The sequence below is a fragment of the Herbiconiux sp. genome (genome assembly GCF_023264855.1).
Classification (GTDB): Bacteria; Actinomycetota; Actinomycetes; order Actinomycetales; family Microbacteriaceae; genus Herbiconiux.
Window position 1 is genome coordinate 77,641 of sequence record NZ_JAHFUW010000004.1, and the last position, 19,679, is coordinate 97,319.

At 69.9% G+C, this 19,679-nt stretch carries 18 protein-coding genes and 2 tRNA genes; 10 read left to right on the plus strand and 10 right to left on the minus strand.

From position 1 onward, the window contains the following. Nucleotides 1–27 precede the first annotated feature (27 nt). The 3 genes from Q0D75_RS02825 to pepN form a co-directional block, all read right to left on the minus strand. Nucleotides 28–459 carry a globin gene (locus tag Q0D75_RS02825; RefSeq protein ID WP_291049128.1) on the minus strand — a complete coding sequence of 144 codons (432 nt, stop codon included), beginning with the start codon at nucleotides 457–459 and terminating at the stop codon, nucleotides 28–30. Between the two features lie 12 nt (nucleotides 460–471). Beyond that, a complete protein-coding gene (locus Q0D75_RS02830) occupies nucleotides 472–1,446 on the minus strand; it encodes a mechanosensitive ion channel domain-containing protein (protein ID WP_291049130.1) in 975 nt (324 codons plus the stop codon). 228 nt (nucleotides 1,447–1,674) lie between these two features. Beyond that, on the minus strand, nucleotides 1,675–4,227 hold the full coding sequence (gene pepN / locus Q0D75_RS02835; RefSeq protein WP_291049133.1) for an aminopeptidase N: 2,553 nt from the start codon (nucleotides 4,225–4,227) through the stop codon (nucleotides 1,675–1,677). Between the two features lie 72 nt (nucleotides 4,228–4,299). Here pepN and Q0D75_RS02840 point away from each other — a divergent pair, with 72 nt between their 5' ends. The 5 genes from Q0D75_RS02840 (at nucleotide 4,300) to Q0D75_RS02860 (ending at nucleotide 8,937) form a co-directional block, all read left to right on the plus strand. After that, nucleotides 4,300–4,911, plus strand: a complete 612-nt coding sequence (locus tag Q0D75_RS02840) for a DsbA family protein (RefSeq protein ID WP_291049135.1) — start codon at nucleotides 4,300–4,302, stop codon at nucleotides 4,909–4,911. A gap of 136 nt (nucleotides 4,912–5,047) precedes the next feature. Continuing rightward, the gene (locus tag Q0D75_RS02845; protein ID WP_291049138.1) at nucleotides 5,048–5,536 is read left to right on the plus strand and encodes a ribose-5-phosphate isomerase; all 489 of its coding nucleotides are present in this window, start codon (nucleotides 5,048–5,050) and stop codon (nucleotides 5,534–5,536) included. Between the two features lie 15 nt (nucleotides 5,537–5,551). Beyond that, nucleotides 5,552–6,628, plus strand: coding sequence for a DNA glycosylase (locus Q0D75_RS02850; RefSeq protein WP_291049140.1), 1,077 nt, complete (start codon nucleotides 5,552–5,554; stop codon nucleotides 6,626–6,628). Between the two features lie 18 nt (nucleotides 6,629–6,646). Next, the gene (locus Q0D75_RS02855; RefSeq protein ID WP_291049142.1) at nucleotides 6,647–7,387 is read left to right on the plus strand and encodes an FMN-binding negative transcriptional regulator; all 741 of its coding nucleotides are present in this window, start codon (nucleotides 6,647–6,649) and stop codon (nucleotides 7,385–7,387) included. Then, entirely contained in the window at nucleotides 7,384–8,937 is a 1,554-nt protein-coding gene (locus Q0D75_RS02860; protein ID WP_291049144.1) for an amidohydrolase family protein, read from the plus strand. The genes Q0D75_RS02855 and Q0D75_RS02860 overlap by 4 nt, the downstream gene beginning before the upstream one ends. Before the next feature lie 139 nt (nucleotides 8,938–9,076). On the opposite strand, the gene Q0D75_RS02865 is transcribed toward Q0D75_RS02860, so the two are convergent. The 4 genes from Q0D75_RS02865 to Q0D75_RS02880 form a co-directional block, all read right to left on the minus strand. Continuing rightward, nucleotides 9,077–9,562, minus strand: a complete 486-nt coding sequence (locus Q0D75_RS02865; protein WP_291049146.1) for a DNA starvation/stationary phase protection protein — start codon at nucleotides 9,560–9,562, stop codon at nucleotides 9,077–9,079. An 84-nt stretch (nucleotides 9,563–9,646) separates the two neighbouring features. Then, a complete protein-coding gene (locus Q0D75_RS02870) occupies nucleotides 9,647–10,111 on the minus strand; it encodes a hypothetical protein (RefSeq protein ID WP_291049149.1) in 465 nt (154 codons plus the stop codon). 78 nt (nucleotides 10,112–10,189) lie between these two features. Beyond that, nucleotides 10,190–10,984 (minus strand): nitroreductase family protein, encoded by a 795-nt coding sequence (locus Q0D75_RS02875; protein ID WP_291049151.1) that lies wholly within the window; start codon nucleotides 10,982–10,984, stop codon nucleotides 10,190–10,192. Between the two features lie 11 nt (nucleotides 10,985–10,995). Then, nucleotides 10,996–11,331 carry a hypothetical protein gene (locus Q0D75_RS02880; RefSeq protein WP_291049153.1) on the minus strand — a complete coding sequence of 112 codons (336 nt, stop codon included), beginning with the start codon at nucleotides 11,329–11,331 and terminating at the stop codon, nucleotides 10,996–10,998. Between the two features lie 63 nt (nucleotides 11,332–11,394). Here Q0D75_RS02880 and Q0D75_RS02885 point away from each other — a divergent pair, with 63 nt between their 5' ends. After that, nucleotides 11,395–12,606, plus strand: coding sequence for a hypothetical protein (locus tag Q0D75_RS02885; protein ID WP_291049155.1), 1,212 nt, complete (start codon nucleotides 11,395–11,397; stop codon nucleotides 12,604–12,606). Between the two features lie 91 nt (nucleotides 12,607–12,697). Here the strand turns inward: Q0D75_RS02885 and Q0D75_RS02890 are convergent, their stop codons facing one another. Together Q0D75_RS02890 and Q0D75_RS02895 are read right to left on the minus strand one after the other, a co-directional pair. Next, complete coding sequence (locus tag Q0D75_RS02890; RefSeq protein ID WP_291049157.1) at nucleotides 12,698–13,558, minus strand: LLM class F420-dependent oxidoreductase; 861 nt, start codon at nucleotides 13,556–13,558, stop codon at nucleotides 12,698–12,700. Nucleotides 13,559–13,632: 74 nt separating this feature from the next. Beyond that, a tRNA-Gly gene (locus Q0D75_RS02895) sits at nucleotides 13,633–13,703 on the minus strand. Nucleotides 13,704–13,866: 163 nt separating this feature from the next. Between Q0D75_RS02895 and Q0D75_RS02900 the strand changes: the two genes are divergently transcribed. The 4 genes from Q0D75_RS02900 to Q0D75_RS02915 all read left to right on the plus strand — a co-directional run bounded on the left by Q0D75_RS02900 (nucleotide 13,867) and on the right by Q0D75_RS02915 (nucleotide 18,681). Then, nucleotides 13,867–13,941, plus strand: a tRNA-Pro gene (locus tag Q0D75_RS02900). 44 nt (nucleotides 13,942–13,985) lie between these two features. After that, entirely contained in the window at nucleotides 13,986–15,347 is a 1,362-nt protein-coding gene (tig, locus tag Q0D75_RS02905; protein ID WP_291049160.1) for a trigger factor, read from the plus strand. Between the two features lie 81 nt (nucleotides 15,348–15,428). Then, on the plus strand, nucleotides 15,429–16,571 hold the full coding sequence (locus Q0D75_RS02910) for an ROK family transcriptional regulator (RefSeq protein ID WP_291049162.1): 1,143 nt from the start codon (nucleotides 15,429–15,431) through the stop codon (nucleotides 16,569–16,571). A 73-nt stretch (nucleotides 16,572–16,644) separates the two neighbouring features. Then, a complete protein-coding gene (locus Q0D75_RS02915) occupies nucleotides 16,645–18,681 on the plus strand; it encodes a beta-galactosidase (RefSeq protein WP_291049164.1) in 2,037 nt (678 codons plus the stop codon). Between the two features lie 14 nt (nucleotides 18,682–18,695). Here the strand turns inward: Q0D75_RS02915 and Q0D75_RS02920 are convergent, their stop codons facing one another. Next, complete coding sequence (locus Q0D75_RS02920) at nucleotides 18,696–19,661, minus strand: acetylxylan esterase (RefSeq protein ID WP_291049166.1); 966 nt, start codon at nucleotides 19,659–19,661, stop codon at nucleotides 18,696–18,698. Nucleotides 19,662–19,679: the final 18 nt, after the last annotated feature.

Sequence of the window (19,679 nt, forward strand, 5' to 3'; positions counted from 1 at the left end):
GGTACGGCGGGCACAGCGCGAGGAGTGCTACTCCTCGAAGGTATTCACCATGGCATGCGCGGCGCGTTCGAGATAGCTCCACAGCATTTCTCTGTCGAGGGGCGACAACCCGAGCGAATCGACGGCCACCCCCATGTGTGCGAGCCAGCGGTCGCGGGCATCCGGATTGACCTTGAAGGGGTTGTGCCGCATCCGGAGCCGGGGGTGCCCGCGCTGCTCGCTGTAGGTGCCCGGGCCGCCCCAGTACTGCTCGAGGAACATCGTCAGGCGCTGGATGGCGCCCTCCCAGTCGTCGGCCGGGTACATCGGCTTCAGCACCGGATCGGTGGCGACGCCCTCGTAGAACTTCTGCACCAGGGCCACGAAGGTGTCGTGGCCACCGATCTGCTCGTAGAACGAACGCCCACCGAGCGCGTCGCCGACGGGTCCGTCTCCCGAGGGTCTGGGGGTGATCTGCATCCGTGTGCCGTTCTACTTCGTGGAGCTCGGGGGATCGGTCTTCTGCGTGGTGACCGGCTTGGTGCGCGGCGGCCGCGCTCCCTTCACGCTAGCGGCACCCTCGAAGCCGGAGAGCACGACGGTGTTCAGCGAGGGCAGCGTCACGTCGATCTCGTCGAGGGTGCGCTTGAGGCGCATCCGCAGATCGCGCGCCACGTCGTCTTTGGCCGAGGTGCGGGTCTTCACCACGAGACGGATGACCAGGGCCTCCGCCGAGATCGACTCCAGACCCCAGATCTCGGGCCGCTCGATGATGCGCGAGCGCCACTTGGGCTCCGCGGCCATCGCCACGGCGGCGTCGAGCACGCGCTCCTGCACCACGTCGATGTCGGAGTCGTAGGGGATGGCCAGGTCGATGATCACGCGCGCCCAGCCCTGCGACATGTTGCCCACGCGCAGGATCTCGCCGTTGCGCACGAACCAGAGCGTGCCGTTCACGTCGCGCACCTGGGTGATGCGGATGCCGACGGCCTCCACCACGCCCGTCGCGGGCCCGAGGTCGACGACGTCACCGACGCCCAGCTGGTCTTCGAACACCATGAACAGGCCGTTCAGCACGTCTTTCACGATGTTCTGCGCACCGAAACCGAGGCCGGCGCCGAGGGCTGCCGTGAGCAGGGCGAGCGAGCCGATGATCGTGGGGTCGATCGTGTTCACCAGCAGCACGATGGTGATGATGACCACGGTCACGTTGATGACGTTCTTCAGCACCGAGCCGATGGTGCGGGTGCGCTGCACGATCCGCACGGCTGCGAGCGGCGAGGCGACGAGCGCCTGCGTGTCGGTGACGTTCTGCTTCTTCTTGACGCCCGAGACCACCTGGTCGACCAGGCGCCTGACCGCGTACAGCAGGATGCCGCGGATCACGAAGGCGGCGATGATGATGATGAGGATGCTGAGGGGCACCCGGTAGTCCGTCATGAAGCTCATGACGTTGGTCCAAATCATGTTCCAGTCCATATGCCTCCACACTAACGAGGCCCCCTTGGCGTCCCCTCAGTGCGCCACGAACTCCGTTCGAATCCGACGTCTCGGGGCGTTCTCGACGACCCAGGGTGAGGGCGTGGCCGCGAAGCGACCGCACCCGAACATGTCCCCTCGCGCCGGGCGGGGACCGGCGCGACCGGCAGAGGCCCCTCGCCGAAGGCGAGAGGCCTCTGCCGCAGCTAGTAGCTGCTACTTCGCGTCGCGCGCCTGTGCGGCGAGGGCGCGGTCGACACCGGCCAGGTTCTCGATCACGAGGCGGCGCAGGGCCGGGATGCCCGCGTTCTCGGGGGCGTCGAGCCAGGCCTGGGTGGCATCGCGCAGGGACTGGTTCGCCAGGGCGCTCGGGTAGAGGCCGTTGATGACGGAGGCCGCGATGGCGTAGCTGCGGGTGTCCCACAGCTTCTGCAACGACTCGAAGTACCGAGCCACCAGCGGCTCGAACAGCGCCGGGTCGCTGCCGCGCTGGAAGCCCAGCCCGGTGGCGCGCACGATCGCGTTCGGAGCGGTGTCGACCGACACGAGCGAGTCGAACGCCGCCGCCTTGCCCGCAGGAGTGGGGATGGCCGCCTTCGCGTGCGCCGCCGACTGCGCCCCGGAGGCCGTGTTGTCGGTGGCGAGCGTGGCGTCGATCTCGGCCTGGCCGGCCTTGCCACCTGCGACGAGCGCGATCAGCAGTTCCCAGGTGAGGTCGGTGTCGATGTCCAGGCCGTCCAGCAGCACGGTGCCGTCGTGCAGGTGCGCGACGTTCTCCAGCTGCTCGGGGGTGCTGGCGAGGGCCGCGAAGAACTTCACGAACTGGAACTGCGCGTCCGATCCGGGAGCCGCCTCGAGGGCCAGCTTCCACAGGGCGTCGGCCGCCGTGCGGATGGTCTCCTCGCGGGCGGCCGGGGCCACGTACGACGAGGCGGTGAGCACGAGCTGCCCGAGCACCGTGCGGATGGTGGTCGACTCGGTCTCGGTGGCGATGTTGCCGAGCACCAGGCGCACGAAGTCGCGGGCCGGCGTCTCCGCGTCGCGGGTGGCGTCCCAGGCCGAGCCCCAGACGAGCGAGCGGGCGAGCGGGCTCTCGATCGAGGCGAGCTGGTCGATCGCGGTGTCGAGCGAGTAGCCGTCGAGGCGGATCTTCGCGTAGGCGAGGTCGTCGTCGTTCAGCAGCACGAGGGCCGGGCGCTCCCGGCCCACGAGCTCCGGCACGGAGGTCGAGGCACCGTCGACGTCGAGCTCGACGCGGTAGGTGCGCACGAGCTTGCCGTCTTCGTGCGAGTAGAAGCCGATCGCGAGGCGGTGCGGGCGGATCGTCGGCCACTCCAGCGGAGCATCCTGAAGCACCCGGAACGAGGTGATGACGTCGTTCTCGTCGTACTCGATCGCCGGCCGCAGGGTGTTGACGCCCGCGGTCTCGAGCCAGAGCTGGGTCCAGCTGGTGAGGTCGCGGCCGCTGGTCTTCTCCAGCTCCACCATCAGGTCGGGCAGCTCGGTGTTGCCGAACTGGTGCGTGTTCACGTAGGCGGCGACGCCCTGCATGAACTCGTCCTGACCGACCCACGCCACGAGCTGCTTCAGAACGGAGGCGCCCTTCGCGTAGGTGATGCCGTCGAAGTTCACCTGCACGTCTTCGAGGTCGTTGATCTGCGCGACGATCGGATGCGTCGACGGCAGCTGATCCTGGCGGTAGGCCCAGCTCTTCTCCATGGCGGCGAAGGTGGTCCAGGCCTCGGTCCACTCGGTGGCCTCGGCGGTGGCGAGGGTGGACATGTACTCGGCGAACGACTCGTTCAGCCACAGGTCGTTCCACCAGCGCATGGTCACCAGGTCGCCGAACCACATGTGGGCGAGCTCGTGCAGGATGGTGACGACCCGGCGCTCGCGCACCGCATCCGTCACCTTCGAGCGGAAGACGTAGGTCTCGGTGAAGGTGACCGCTCCCGCGTTCTCCATGGCGCCGGCATTGAACTCGGGCACGAACAGCTGGTCGTACTTGGCGAAGGGGTAGGGGAAGTCGTAGTGCTTCTCGTAGAACTCGAAGCCCTGGCGGGTCTTCTCGAAGATGTAGTCGGCGTCCATGTACTGCGCGAGCGAGGCGCGCGAGAACACGCCGAGCGGGATGACCCGGCCGTCGGCGCTGGTGAGCTCGCTGCGCTCGACGATGTAGGGGCCGGCGACGAGAGCGGTGATGTAGCTCGAGATGCGCGGGGTGGGCTCGAAGCTCCAGGTGGCCGACTGGCCCTCGACCGCCGTGACCGGCTCGGGGGTAGGGGAGTTGGAGACGACCTCCCAGTAGTCGGGAGCGGTGACCGTGAAGGTGAACTCGGCCTTGAGGTCGGGCTGCTCGAACACCGCGAACATGCGGCGGGAGTCGGGCACCTCGAACTGGCTGTAGAGGTAGACCTCGTCGTCGACCGGGTCGACGAAGCGGTGCAGACCCTCGCCGGTGTTGGTGTAGATCATGTCGGCGTCGACCACGAGCACGTTCTCGTCGGCGAGAGCGGGCAGCTGGATGCGCACGCCGTCGCTCACCTCCGCCGGGTCGAGCTCCACGCCGTTCAGCGTGACCGCGTGCACCGTGCGGGTGATGGCGTCGACGAAGGTCGAGGCTCCCGGGGTGGCGGTGAAGCGGATGGTGGTGGTGCTGCGGAACGTCTCGGGACCGGTTGTGAGGTCGAGGACGACGTCGTAGCTCGTGGTCGCGACGATCGAGGCGCGTTCACGGGCTTCTGCGCGGGTGAGGTTTTCTCCAGGCACTGAATGCTCTCCTTTTCGATTGCCCGTTCAGCCTATGACCTGGGTGTCGGTGGCGGGTGCGAGGATTGGCTCATGACTGCAGAGAAGACGAAGGTTGATTTCTGGTTCGATCCGTCGTGCCCCTGGGCCTGGATGACCTCCCGCTGGGTCGACGAGGTGGCCGCGCACCGCGACCTCGACGTCACCTGGCACATCATGTCGCTCGTCGTGCTGAACGAAGACAACCACGACCTGCCCGAGGCGTACAAGGCGTTCTTCCCGCGCGCACTGCGGTACACGCGTCTGGTGGCCGCCGCCGCCGAGCTGCACGGCCAGGAGGTCGTGAAGCCGCTCTACGACGCTCTCGGCACCCGCATCCACCCGGGCGGCTCGCTCGACCCCGACACCGTCATCCCCGAGGCGCTCGCCGAAGTGGGCCTGCCCGAATCGCTGGCGGCCTACTCCGAGTCCGACGAGTACGACCCGCAGATGCGCGCCTCGCACTTCGACGGTATCGAGCGGGTGGGTCAGGATGTCGGCACCCCCGTCATCGCGGTCAACGGCACCGCCTTCTTCGGCCCGGTCATCAGCCCCGCCCCCACCGGCGAGATCGCCCTCACCCTCTGGGACGGCATCGTCGCCGCAGCCTCCTACGACGGCTTCTTCGAACTCAAGCGCTCCCGCACCCGCGACCCGCAGTTCTAGTTGCCGGGGGCGCCGGGCTTCGCTCGTCGCTCACCTTGGGTCGTCGAGTAGGGCCTGAGACTGCGATCCCGTGGGGTGTCTCTCGACTGAACCCGTTGCTGCGGTTTCGGTCGAAGTGTCTCGATAAACTGACTTCATGCGCATTCACATCGGCACCGATCATGCCGGGCTCGAGTTCAGTAAGACGGTCAACGAGCACCTCACCGCCGCGGGTCACGACGTCGTCGACCACGGGCCGGAGAGCTACGACCCCATCGACGACTACCCGTCGTTCTGCATCAATGCCGCACACGCGGTCGTGATCGACCAGGAGGCCGGCGTCGAGGCGCTCGGCGTGGTGTTCGGCGGCTCGGGCAATGGCGAGCAGATCTCGGCCAACAAGGTGCGCGGGGTGCGCGCGGCCCTCGTCTGGAACGAGGCCACCGCCAAGCTCGCCCGCCAGCACAACGACGCCAACGTCATCTCCATCGGCGCCCGCCAGCACACCGTCGAGGAGGCGATCGCGCTGATCGACTGGTTCGTGAACGAGCCGTTCTCGCTCGAGGAGCGCCACGTGCGCCGCATCGCCCAGATCGCCGAGTACGAGGCCACCGGCACGATCAGCGACCGCGTCGTCGACGCCTGATCCGCCCGACCAGCCATGCCCGAGGGTCATTCCGTCCACCGCATCGCGCGCCAGTTCGCCCACAACTTCGTCGGCCGGCAGGTGGCGGCGAGCTCGCCGCAGGGCCGCTTCGCCGAGGGTGCATCGCTGATCGACGGCCATGAGATGATCGCCGCGCGCGCCGTGGGCAAGCAGATGTTCCTCGAGTTCGACAACGAGCTCTGGCTGCGTGTGCACCTCGGCATCTACGGTGCCTGGGACTTCGCGGGCGAGATCACCACCGACGCCACCATCCGCTCGGCCGGCGGACGGATGGGCCAGACGAACATGCGCGGCACGGATGCCGAGACCGATGGTCTCGGGCGGCAGCAGGAGGGCACGATCGACGAGATCGCCGCCGCGGGCGCTGCCGGGGCATCCGGAACCGCCGCCGCTCCCTCGCTCGACGACGCCGACGGCGAGGACTCTATCCGCTCGATCGGCGCGCCCCGCCGCTCCCGCCTGCGGATGGCCGAGCAGGAGAAGGCCGGCGAGGTCGACGAGGTGTTCCCGCCCGAGCCCGTCGGCGCCGTGCGCGTGCGTCTGCTGACCGACACGGCCGTGGCCGACCTCCGCGGGCCCACCGCCTGCGAGGTGCTCGACACGGCCCAGGTGGCCGCCGTCATCGCCAAGCTCGGCCCCGATCCGCTGCTGGACGACAGCCCCGAGGCCGAGCACCGCTTCGTCGACGCCGTGGCGAAGAAGGCCACGCCGATCGGCCTGCTGCTGATGGACCAGTCGGTCGTCAGTGGCATCGGCAACGTCTACCGCGCCGAGATGCTGTTCCGCGCCCGCCTGAACCCGCACACCCCCGGCAAGCTCGTGCCCACCGACACGGCCCGCGCGCTCTGGCGCGACTGGGTGTACTTGCTCGATCTCGGCGTGCGCACCGGCCAGATGCTCACCATGGACGGCCTCGACGACGAGGCCTACGCGGCGGCGATGGCCAACCGCGCCGACCGCCACTGGGTGTACAAGCGCGAGGGCCTGCCCTGCCGGGTCTGCGGAACGAACATCGTGCTGGAGGAGTTCGGCAACCGCAAGCTCTACTGGTGCCCGAAGGATCAGGCCTGAGGGTCGTCGAGGAGAACCATGCGTCACACCCCGAGCTTCGACCTCACCGACCCGCAGGAGATCGTGCGGCTGATCCGCGAGAACCCGTGGGCCACGATCATCTCCTCCACCTCCACGGGGCTCGTGGCCTCGCATTATCCGGTGCTCATCGACGACTCGGCTCCGGATGGCGAGATCGCGATCCTCAGTCATGTCGGGCGACCGGATGAGCGGCTGCACGAGTGGGGCGAGCACGAGGTGCTGGTCATCATCCAGGGCCCGCACGGCTACATCTCACCGGGCTGGTACGACGCCGCGCCCGCGGTTCCGACCTGGAACTTCGTGACGGCGCACCTCTACGGCGTGCCCGAGATCCTGCCAGCCGGCGAGAACCTGCGCGTGCTCGAGCAGCTCGTCGACCACTTCGAAGACGCGATGCCCGAACCTCGACGGATGCGGGGCACGCTTGCGAACTCGGAGTACGCCGACCGCATCAGCGCCGGCACGGTGGGCTTCCGCCTGCCCGTGTCGCGCTTCGTGGCGAAGCTCAAGATGAGCCAGAACCGGCCCGACGACACCGTGCGCCGCATCGTCGGCGAGCTCGAAGGTGACGGCCCGTACGCGTCGGCGCCCCTGGCGCAGGAGGTGCGGCGGGCGAACCCGGCCCTGTTCGACGGGAGCGCCGCGGGTGGGGCTGCGGGAGAGGGCGCGGCCGGCGGAGCGGATGCCGGAGTACCCACCCCGGCGGCAGGGCCCGAGCTCGGGGCGCACGGCGCATGAGCGGGTCGATCCTCCTGACCGGCGGGCGGCTGCCCGGTTCGGATGCCCCGGTGGATGTGCGGGTGATCGACGGTGTAATCGACGCCATCGTGCCCTCCAGGGAATCCTCGAGGGACCTCGCCGCAGGCGTGCCTGCCCTCGACCTCGACGGCCGCTGGATCGTCCCGGGGCTGTGGGACAACCACGTGCACTTCAGCCAGTGGGCCGCGGTCTCGCGGCGCCTCGACGTGGGCGGGGCGGGTTCGGCGGCGGAGACGGTGGCGATCGTGGCGCGCGCGGTCGCGGCATCCGGAGCCGGCGGAGGCGTCGAGGCCGGGATCCCGTCCCACGTCGACGGGCCGATGGGCGGCGCGGCCGCCGAGATGCTGGTGGGCTACGGATTCCGCGATGGACTCTGGGGCGACGAACCGACCGCCGCCGCGTTGGATTCCGTCAGCGGCATACGTCCTGTAGTGCTGGTCAGCGGCGACCTGCACTGCTGCTGGCTCAACACAGCGGCGCTCGCACAGTTCGGGCTGGCCGGGCATCCGACCGGCCTGCTGCGGGAGGACGAGGCCTTCGCCGTGCACCGTGCGCTCGACGACGCGCCCGCCGAGACCGTCGACGCCTGGGCGCGTGAGGCGGCTCAGGCCGCCGCCGCCCGCGGAGTGGTCGGCATCGTCGACCTCGAGATGGCCTGGAACCGCGAGGTCTGGGAGCGCCGGCTCGACGCCGGCCACGACGCGCTGCGGGTCGAGTTCGGTGTCTATCCCCAGCACCTGGAGCGCGCCATCGGCGAGCGGATGCGCACGGGCGACGCGATCGGCCGGCCGGTCGAGGGCGAGTCGCTGGTTCGTGTGGGCCCGGCGAAGATCATCACCGACGGATCGCTCAACACCCGCACGGCCTACTGCTTCGACGAGTACCCGGGTCTCGCGGGCTCGCCGAACGCGCACGGGCTGCTCACGATCGCTCCCGAAGACCTTGCCGCACTGCTCGAGCGTGCCGTCGGCGCCGGTTTCGTACCGGCCGTGCACGCCATCGGCGACCACGCCAACCGCCTGGTGCTCGACGCCTTCGAGGCGGCCGGATGCGGGGGAGCCCTCGAGCACGCCCAGCTCGTGGCCGAGTCCGATTTCGTGCGCTTCGCTCCGCTCGGCGTCACGGCGAGCGTGCAGCCCGAGCATGCGATGGACGACCGCGACGTGGCCGACCGCTACTGGGCCGGCCGCACGGGCCGCTCCTTCGCGCTCGCCAGCCTGCTCGAGGCCGGCGCGACGCTGGCGCTCGGCTCCGACGCCCCCGTGGCCCCGCTCGACCCGTGGATCACGATGGCCGCGGCCGTGGGCCGGGCCCGCGACGGCCGGGAGCCGTGGCATCCGGAGCAGCGCATCCCCGTGCAGGCCGCGCTCGCCGCGTCGGCACGAGGCCGCCGTGGCATCGAGGTGGGGGCGCCCGCCGACCTTGCAGTCGCCGAACTCGACCCCTACGCGGCCACCCCCGCCGCGCTCCGCGCAACCCCCGTGGCCCTCACGCTCCTCGCCGGCCGCCCCACCCACTCCACCCTCTGAGCGACCCCGTCGGCCCCGCGTTCGGTCGCAAAAAAGGGTCGAAAGCTCGGAGTATGCACTCTTTTTTGCGACCGAACGGGGGCCCCGAACGCGAAAAGGGCCTCGCCGCCGAAGCGGGAGGCCCTTCTCGAGGGGGAGGTTACGCGGCGATGTGCGCGAAGAGGAACCAGCGGTCCTTGTCGAGGCCGCGGGCGATCTCGATCGCGACGTCTTGCGAGGAGGCGTCGATCTCGCCGAGCTCCTTGACGGCCTTGTTGACGACCGCGAGGGCGACGTCGATCTGGCCGATGATGGTGGCGATCGTCGCATCCGACTTCTGGAAACCGGCGGGCATCTCAGCGGTGCCGGTCTTGGCGGCGACGGTCTGGATGCGGGCGTCGATCGGCAGGCCCAGGGCGACGACGCGCTCGGCGGCGGTGTCGGCGTACTCCTGCGCGTGGTCCACGACGGTGTCGAGCAGCTCGTGCACGCCGATGAAGTTGGCGCCGCGCACGTGCCAGTGCGCCTGCTTGCCGTTGACGGCGAGGGCCTGCAGCTCGATCACGACCGGGCTCAGGAACTGCGCGGCCGCCGCGGCGACATCGGGGCTGGTGGTGCTGGTGGGGGTGGTGATGAGCTCGGTCATGGTGTGTCCTTTCGATTCCCTCTTGCCTCAACGGTACTCACGCTGAAATCTTCCGCAAGCAAGCTGAGGCTGGGCTAATCTGCGCTATTTCGCGGGGAAGGGACGACGGAAGTAGGCGTTGGAGTTCGGCAGGAACATGGTGATCAGGGCCACGATCGTCACGAGTGCGTGCGCGATCCCGACCGCCGGGCTCGTCTGGTATTCGGCGGCGATGCCGATCAGCCCGAGCACGCCGAGGATCGTGAGCGTGTTGCGGGCCCACACCCGGCCGCGCAGCATGAACACGGCGGCGATGATGCGGAACACCGCGACGAGGATGATGAGCACACCCACGATGACCAGCATCGCGATGGTGATGGGAGCGGCCGACCCCTCCAGGCCCACCACCGCCGTCACGAGCACCGCGCCGCCGATCACCAGGATGCCGGCGACGATCGACAGGATCGCCTCGGCCAGCCACAGCCCGAACGAGAGCTTGACCTCCCAGGGAGCCGCTTCGAGAGCGGTCTCGCCGCTGAATTCGGGACCGGAGAGTTCGGAGGAGGACATGCGTCGGCGCCTTTCGTCGAGCGGAGTCGCACGAACGCGCCCCCTGCATCCGAGACTAGGGGATGGAGGCGTCGCCGCTCAGTTCTCGTCCCACCCCCGTTCGGGCGTGGCGCAGGTATTGCGGAACACATACTGCGAGGGCCGTTTGCGCTCGTGGCTGGACCAGTCGATCGCCGGCCGCTGCTGATCGGCGGGCAGATAGCCGAGACGGTAGACCGCCATCAGCTCCAGGTCATCCGGAACCCCGAGAAGGCTCTCGATCTCGGCCCAGCGACCGGGCACCTCCATCGGGAACGAGACGAACTGGATGCCCATGCCGAGTTCCACGGTGGCGAGCCAGATGTTCTCCATCGCGGCGCCCATGCTGAAGACGGAGTAGAACGAGCTGAGCTCGCCGGGGCGGTACTCGGCGCGGTCGAGCATGACGCCGATCAGCAGCGGCGAGCCCGCCACCAGCTTGCGGTTCTCCTCGCCGAGCGTCTGCGGCACACGGAAGGTGTTCATCAGCTTCTGCCCGCGTGGGGTGAACACCTGCTTGGTGAAGGGGCGGAGCGCCATCGGCAGCTTGTCGAAGAGCATGCCGCTGCGCGTCGCAGCCATCTCGTCGGCGCTGAACCGGAAGTACGGCTTGTAGCGTTCGAAGAAGGTGCCGTTCGACATCGCCTCGGTCATGCTGGCACCGCTGATGCCGGCGATGGTCTCGATCGTGGCGCGCTCGTCGATCAGCACGAAGCGCCAGGGCTGGCTGTTCAGCTGCGAGGGCGCGCGGCCGGCCAGCTCCATCAGGAGCCGCTGGTGCTCGGGGGTCACCGGGTCCGGGCGGAACGGCCCGTTCGTGGTTCTGCGGCGCCGCACGACGTCGAGGAATTCCATCGCTCCGCCTCCTACTTTCGCGACAGGATGAGGCCGGCCGCGAAGAACGGCGCGGCGGTCAGCGCCAGCACGACGTGCCGTCGGGAGCGCGCGCTGATGCGGGGGATGATCGTGAGCGGCACGGCGGCCGGGGCGAGGGCGAGAGCAGCGCGTCGATCGCCCGCCCGTCCGCGCAGAACGGCGCTTCCGGCCGCGGCGGCGGCCAGCGTCGACGTGGCGATGTAGAGCGCGTGGTGAACCCAGCGGAACCGCCGGGTATCGATCATCCCGAGCCCCACGGAGGCGCCGAGCGCGCAGTTGGCCGTGTAGCTCGCCGCGGCCGCCACGAACAGCGGATGGGGACTCATTTCGCCAGACTACGCGACCGCGCCGGCACGGCAAGGGCCGCCCCGGGTGACACACTGGAAGCGATGACGAACCAGCCCGGCCGCCCGCCTGTTCCGCCGCTCCCGGAGGGCATCCCACCGCTGCCCCCGTCGCTCGGTGCGGAGGATCGCGCCGAGCTCAGCACTCCCGTCGGGGCCCCGCGACCGGCGTCACACCCCGGGCTGCCGCCCACGCCCCCGATGCCCGGCACGCCGATTGCGTCGAGGGAGGCTCCGGATGCGGTCGCGCGCGCGGCGACGCTCCCGGCGCCGTCGCGGTCGCCGTTCGAGGCCGCCCCGGTGCCGTCCCCGTCATCGTCGCCGTCCGACGGCGCGCAGGCGGCCCCTCCCCGGCTCGGACGCGGTCCGGCGCCCACGCCACTGACCTCGCCAGCCACGCCGTCTTCGCCCGCGCTGCCGTACTCGCCTGCGCCGTCGGTCTCGCCCAAACGGCCGTCCTCGCCCGCGCCGCGCCGGCCCTCGATGGCGCGCACCGCCCCTGCACAGCGCCCTGTCCGCTCCGCTCCCTCCGGCTCCCGGCCGCGTTCGGCGCGCCCGCTCGCCATCCTGGCTCTCGCGGCCGGTGTGCTCGCCCTGATCGGATCGTTCGTGCCGTTCGTGAACCTGGGCGCGTGGGTTCTTGGCGTGGCCGCCGTGGCGCTCGGTGTGCTGGTGCTGGCGCGGCACCTCCCCGGCCGTCCGCTCGCGGCCGCGGGCATCGTGACAGGAGGTCTCGCCCTCCTCGTCTCCGCGGTCATGCTGCTGGTCTTCTCCACGGGGTTGCTCGGCCAGTTCGGTGGGGGAGCGGTCCCGCCCGGCACGGATCCGTCGTCCACGGCACCGGATGCCGCTGCCGGCGATGTCATCTCGGCCCGCTTCGGCCAGACGGTCACCTACGACGACGGACTCCAGGTGCAGGTCAGCGCCCCGAGCGTCTACGCCTCCTCAGCCGACGGCGCCCGCGATGAGGATTCCACGGCGATCGTCGTGACGATCACTCTGTACAACGGCACGTCCGATCCGTTCCAGCCGGCCTTCTCCTCGCGGGGGTCGGTCGCGGGTCAGGATGCGACGCCGGTGGCCGACCCGTCGAACGCCGCGCTGAGCGGTCCCCCGGCGGAGCCCGTCCCGCCGGGGGAGGCGGTGAGCTGGCAGGAGGCGTACTCCGTGGCATCCGGTACCGACGTCGTGCCCGCCGACCTCGTCTACGAGATCGAGCCGACGCCGGACTACTTCGCCGCCCGCTTCACGAACTGACAGGTCGCCCTGGATGGGGTTCTTGTCGGAATAGCGACCGCCGAGCTCTCTGTGAGCTCGGCGCCTCGTATTCCTGCACGAACCCCGGAGATCAGAGCGCGGCGGCCTCGTCGGTGAGGCCGGCGATGAGGTCGACGGCCTCGAGGGGCCTCGAGGTGCCGGGCGTGAGGTAGGTGACCGTGAAGCCGAGGCGTGCGGCCGTCTCGAGGGAGGCCAGCACGCTGTCGCGCGTGGCATCCGGACCCATCGCGATGATGGTGGTCTTCTCGATGGAGTCGTAGTCGCGCCCGACGGCGTCCGCGTGCCCGCGCAGCACCTCGAGCTTGTGGGCGCTCTCGTCGCCGAAGAAGATGTTGCACGCGTCGGCGTACTGCGCCACGAGCCGCAGGGTCTTGCGCTCGCCCGAGCCGCCGATCATGAGGTAAGGGTGGGGCTTGGAGAGCGGAGCCGGAACGCTCAGCGTGCGGCCGAGCTGGTAGTGGGCACCGTCGAAGGGGCCGTCGTCGTCGCTCCACATCTGCAGGCAGATCTGCAGGGTCTCCTCGAGTCGCTCGAACCGCTCCTTTGTGGAAGGGAAGAGCAGCCCCAGTCCGGTGGCCTCCTCCTCGTTCCAGGCGGCGCCGATGCCGAGACCGGCGCGGCCGCCGCTCAGCACGTCGAGGGTGGCGATCTGCTTGGCGAGCAGCCCGGGTGCCCGGTAGGTGACGCCGGTCACGAGGCAGTGCAGCAGCATCCGCTCGGTGTGCGCCGCGAGGAACCCGAGCAGCGTGTACGCCTCGAGCATGTCGTTCTCGGCCGGCCCCACCCCCCGGATCTGCCAGAGGTGATCCATCACCGTGAGCCGGGCGATCCCGCCCGCCTCGGCCTCCCGCGCCACCCGCGCCAGTGTCGGGGCAAGGGCGGCGGGCCCGCCCTCGAAGGTCAGATTGGCCAGATGCAGTCCCAGTTCCATGGGGCTGACGCTACTCCGCTCCCACGAGAACCTGAGCTCAATCGTGTCGGCCGAAGGCCGAACCATAAACGGAGAGGGGATGACGGGAATCGAACCCGCGTGATCAGTTTGGAAGACTGAGGCTCTACCATTGAGCTACATCCCCGCGCAGGGGGTGAAACCCCAGGCACCCGAACATCGTAGTACAGCTTCGAAGGTGCTGTGTGACCCTCGATCGGCGTGCAGTAGACTTGCCGAGGCCATTTCGCCGGAACGCGGGCAGCCGCCTACCCAAGCAGGTGTCCGAACCGGATTGGGTCTTCTCGATCCGGGGCGTAGCTCAGCTTGGCTAGAGCGCCCGCTTTGGGAGCGGGAGGTCGCAGGTTCGAATCCTGTCGCCCCGACACGACTTGATTCGCATCACCGAAACCATCAGGAGAGACTCAACGTGAAGACCACGGTCGAAAAGCTCAGCCCCACGCGTGTGAAGATAGCTATCTTCGTCACCCCCGACGAGCTGAAGCCCAGCATCGATCACGCCTACAGCCACATCGCCGAATCCATCAACATCCCCGGATTCCGTAAGGGCAAGGTGCCGCCGCCCATCATCAACCAGCGCGTCGGCAAAGAGGCCGTTCTCGAGCACGCCGTCAACGACGGCCTCGACCGCTTCTACCGCCAGGCCGTCACCGAGAACGAGCTGCGCCCGCTCGGCCGCCCGCAGGCCGACATCGTCGAGTGGCCCAAGGCCGAAGACTTCTCCGGTGACCTGGAGCTCGCCATCGAGGTCGACGTGCGCCCCGAGATCGAGCTGCCCGACTACGAGGGCTTCGAGGTGGCCGTGGAGCCCGCCGTCGTCGCCGACTCGGACGTCGACGAAGAACTGGAGCGCCTGCGCAGCCGTTTCGGCACGCTGGTGACCGTCGAGCGCCCCGCCAAGACGGGCGACTTCGCCCAGCTCGACCTGGTGGCGACCGTCGACGACATCGAGGTCGACACCGCATCCGGCATCTCCTACGAGATCGGATCGGGCGAGCTGCTCGAGGGCATCGACGAGGCCCTCGACACCCTCACCGCCGGTGAGACCACCACGTTCGAGGCTCCGCTGCTCGGCGGCGAGTACGCCGGCCGCGACGCCCTGGTCACCGTCACGCTCAACTCCGTCAAGGAGCGCGAGCTGCCCGAGGCCGACGACGACTTCGCCCAGATCGCCAGCGAGTTCGACACCCTCGACGAGCTGAAGAAGTCGCTCAAGGAGCAGGTCGAGAAGCAGAAGGCCTTCGGCCAGGCTTCCGAAGCCCGCACCAAGATCGTCGAGTCGCTGCTGGAAAAGGTCGAGATCCCCGTTCCCCCGGCGCTGATCGAAGACGAGGTGCACCGTCACCTCGAGGGCGAGAACCGCCTCGAAGACGACGAGCACCGCGCCGAGGTGACCGAGTCGAGCACCAACACCTTCAAGACCCAGATCCTGCTGGATTCGGTGGTGGAGAAGGAAGAGGTCAAGGTCTCGCAAGACGAGCTCACTCAGTACCTCGTGCAGTCCTCGGCCCAGTACGGCATGGACCCGAACGAGTTCGTGAAGATCCTCTCCGAGTCGAACCAGATCCCCGCGATGGTGGCCGAGGTCGCCCGCAACAAGGCGCTGGCGATCGTGCTGTCGAAGGCGAAGGTCGTCGACACCGACGGCAAGGCCGTCGACATCAGCGAGTTCACCACGCTGGCCGAAGACGGAGAAGGCCCCAACCTGGTCGGCGCCGCCGACGAGCACGAGGGTCACGACCACGACGACCACGAGGGCCACTCGCACTAGTCGCGAGGCTCGCCCGAGTCGAGACCCGCCGCCCCCGCCGATCTGGCCGGGCCGGCGGGTCTCGTCGTTTAGGCTCGGGCTGTGAGGACAACGGCGACCGCGGACGGCGAGCGCACCTGGCCCGAGCTGCACGACGGCCAGCGGGCGGTGCTGCTCGAGGTGCTCATCCACGGCTCGATGTCGCGCGCCGAGCTCTCCCGGCGCCTGGGCCTCAGCCGCACGAGCCTGTCGCGTCTCACCCGCGAGCTCGTGGAGCTCGGGCTCGTCGCCGAGGGCGAGACCCTGCCGATCGGCGGCCGGGGCCGCCCTTCCGAGATGCTGCACATCCGGCCCGAGGCCGCCCTGTTCGCCGGCATCAAGCTCACCGGCAGCGCGCTCTACGTGGCGGTAACCGACCTGCACGCCAAAATCGTGCTGCGGGAGGATCACGATCTCGACTCCCGTGCCGTCGACGACGTGGTCGCCTTGATCGGCGACGTCATCCGGCGACTGCGGATCGCGCATCCGCGGCTCACCGCCGTGGGGGTGTGCCTGGCCGGCGATGTGGAAGACGTGGGCGACCGGCAGCTGGTGGTCGGATCGCACTTCCTCGGCTGGGACCAGGTCGCGCTGGCCGACCTCGTGGGCAGAGCCACAGGGCTGCCGGCCGTGGCCGCGAACGACGTGCAGTCGCTCACCTCGGCCCACCACTGGTTCGGGGCGGGCGTCGGCCTTCGCTCCTTCGCCGTGATCGGCCTCGGTGCCGGCATCGGCGCAGGCATCGTGGCCAACGGAACCATCATCAAGGGCGCGCGCGGCCACCCCGGCAAGATCGGTCATCTGCCGGTCACCGCGACGGGGCCGCGCTGCGACCGCGGCCACGTCGGCTGTGTGTCGGCCTACGTGACGGTTCCCGCCATCCTGCAGAACGCGCAGACCGACGAGTACTCGGAGGCCCTGGCGAGCGCCCGCCGGGGCGAGCCTCTCGCGCTGAAGGCCTTCCAGGCGGCGGGCTACGCGCTCGGCACCGCGATCGCCACCATCGTCGACCTGGTCGACCCCGAGAAGGTCGTGGTCACCGGCGAGGGTCTCGCCATCCTCGAGCTGGCCTGGGCGGCCATGGACGAGGGCATCGCCGCCCGACTGGATCCGGCCTCGGAGCCGGTGCCCGTTCAGGCGCGCGACTTCGACTTCTCCGACTACGCCTGGGCCGCCGCCATCAGCGCGATCCGCCACATCGTGTGAGCGAGCGGCGCCCCGCGTCGCCGCCTCCGCTACACTCTCCAGTCGTTCCCCGACAGATCGGATCTCTGCGCCCATGCCGCTCCCCGTGTCGCCCACCGGCCGTTCCCTGCCCTGGCCCACCCCGGGTCTGGCATTCGGCGGCGACTACAACCCCGAGCAGTGGCCGGAGGAGGTCTGGGCGGAGGACGTGCGCCTGATGCAGGAGGCCGGCGTCACGATCGTGACGGTCGGGGTGTTCTCGTGGGGAGCGCTGGAGGTCGCCGACGGCGAATTCGATTTCGGCTGGCTCGATCGCGTGATCGCGCTGCTGCACGAGGGCGGCATCGCCGTCGACCTCGCCACCCCCACGGCGTCCCCGCCGATCTGGCTGCACCAGGCGCATCGCGAGATCCTCCCGGTGTCGCGCACCGGCGAACGCTACTGGCAGGGCGGGCGGCTGGGCTGGTGCCCGAGCTCCGCGGTGTTCCGCGCCCACGCCCTGCGGATCGTGCGCGAACTCGCCCGACGGTACGGCGAGCATCCGGCGGTGCGGATGTGGCATGTCTCCAACGAGCTCGGCGGCGGCAATCGGCTTTGCTACTGCGACGAGTCGGCCGCGCACTTCCGCCGCTGGCTCGACGAACGGTACGGCACCGTCGCGGCGCTCAACGAGGCCTGGGGCACGGCGTTCTGGGGGCACCAGTACACCGATTTCGCTCAGGTGCTGCCGCCGCGCGACAGCGAGTCGACGCCGAATCCGGGGCTCGTGCTCGACTTCGACCGCTTCTCGTCGGATGCGCTGCTCGAGCACTACCTGGCCGAGCGCGACGCCCTGCGCGAGGTGACTCCGGACATCCCCGTCACCACCAATTTCATGGTGGCCCAGGGTCCCGGCGTCGTCGACTACGCCGGCTGGGCCCCGCATGTCGACGTGCTCGCCAACGACCACTACTCGCTCTCGGTCGACCCGAACCGGGAGCAGGAGCTCGCCTTCTCGGGCGACCGGATGCGCGGACTCGACGTGACGCGGCCGTGGCTCGTGATGGAGCACTCCACCAGCGCCGTGAACTGGCAGTCGAGAAACCGCTCGAAGGCGCCGGGCGAGCTCGTGCGCAACAGCCTCACGCACGTGGCCCGGGGCGCCGACGGCGCGATGTTCTTCCAATGGCGGGCGTCGACGGCGGGAGCCGAGCAGTTCCATTCGGCGATGCTTCCGCACGCCGGCACCCGCACCAAGGTGTGGCGCGACGTCTGCGAACTGGGGCGCATCCTGGGCGCCCTCGCCGAGCTGCGGGGAACGCTCGTGGAGCGGCCGCAGGTCGCCATCCTGATCGACGACCAGGCGGGCTGGTCCTGGAATTCGGGTCAGAAGCCGCACCACGACCTGGCGCCCTCGCACGCGGCCCGCGAGTACCACCGGGCGCTCTGGGAGCGCGGTGTCACGGCCGACGTCGTGCCGCCGCACGCACCGCTGCACGGGTACCGGCTCATCGTGGTGCCGGCGCTGTTCCTGGCCGACGACCGCGCCGCCGCCGCGGTGTCGGCGGCGGCGCACGCGGGAGCCACGGTCGTGGTGACCTACCTCTCGGGCATCGTCGACGAGACCGACCGGGTGCGCGCCGGGGGCTACCCGGGCGCGTTCCGGGAGCTGCTCGGGGTGTTCGTGGAGGAGTTCTTCGTGCTGCTGGACGAGGAGCAGCTCTCCCTGGACAACGGATGGCGCGCCACGACGTGGAGCGAGTGGGTGCACGCCGACGCCGCCGAGGTGGTCGCGCGCTACGCGGACGGGCCGCTGAAGGGGCATCCGGCGATCACCCGGCGTGCCGTGGGCGAGGGCGACGGCGCCGGCGCGGCCTGGTACGTGTCGGCCCGTCTCGATCACCGGAGCCTGGGTGCCTTGACGGACGACATCCTGATCGCCTCCGGAGTGCGCCCGACGGTGCCGGTCGCAGCGGGGCTGGAGGCTGTGCGCCGGGTGGGCGAGACGGGTTCGTACCTCTTCGCCATCAACCATTCCGGCGAGGAGCTGCGGGTGCCCGCGTCAGGCCAGGACCTCGTGTCGGGCAGCCGAGCCGACGGTACCCTCGTGCTCGCGCCCGGTGGCGTGGCGGTGCTGCGCGAAGACGCCTGAGGTCTTCGCGGGCCTCAGAGCTGCGCGGGCAGCCAGGCGGCCTGCCGCAGCCACTGGTGCATCTGCCCGCCCTCGTGGCCGTTGAACGGGTAGACCTCGATCTCGTGCGCTCCGGCGTAGTGGTTGAAGGCCGCGAACACCGTCGAGGGCAGCACGATGCCGTCCATCAGCGCCACGGAGAACAGCGCGGGCGCCGTCGCCCGGCGGGCGAAGTTCACCCCGTCGAAGTACGACAGCGTCGAGAACACCTGCTGCTCGACGTCGCGGTGCACCGCGAGGTAGCGCACCAGCTCGGTGAAGGGCGGTTCGGGGGTGGCCTCGACGGCACGGCGGAAATGGCACAGGAACGGGACATCCGGCATCACGGCACGCAACCCCGGCACGAGGCCGGCCACCGCGAGCGAGATGCCGCCGCCCTGACTGCCGCCGGTCACCGCGAGGCGGGACTCGTCGACGAAGTCGAAGCCGCTCACCGCATCGACCAGCCGCACCGCGTCGGTGTACAGGCGCCGGTAGTAGTACGTCTCGGGGCTGTCGATCCCCTTCGTCATGAAGCCCTCGACCGCGGGACCGGATCCGTGAGGGTCGGGGGTGTCGCCGCCGGTGCCCCACCCGCTGCCCTGGCCCCGGGTGTCCATGAACACGTGCACGTAACCCGCAGCGGCCCAGAGCAGCTTCTCGCCGGCCAGGCCGCGCCCGCCGTTGTAGCCGTTGTACTCGATCACGGTGGGCAAGGGACCGGATGCCGCGGCCGGGCGCACCACCCAGGCGCGCACGGGCTCGCCGCCGAAGCCCGGGAAGGTGAGGTCGTCGATCTGCAGCTGCGTGATCGGCGTCTCGGCGGGCGAGAGCACGGGCTCCCCGCCCACGGCGCGGGACTCGGCCAGGGTTCCCGACCAGAAGTCGTCGAAGTCCCGCGGCTCCGTCACCTCCGGGCGGTAGTCGCGCAACAGTTCCAGGGGCAGATCGGTGTAGGGCACGGGGCATCCTTCGGGGGA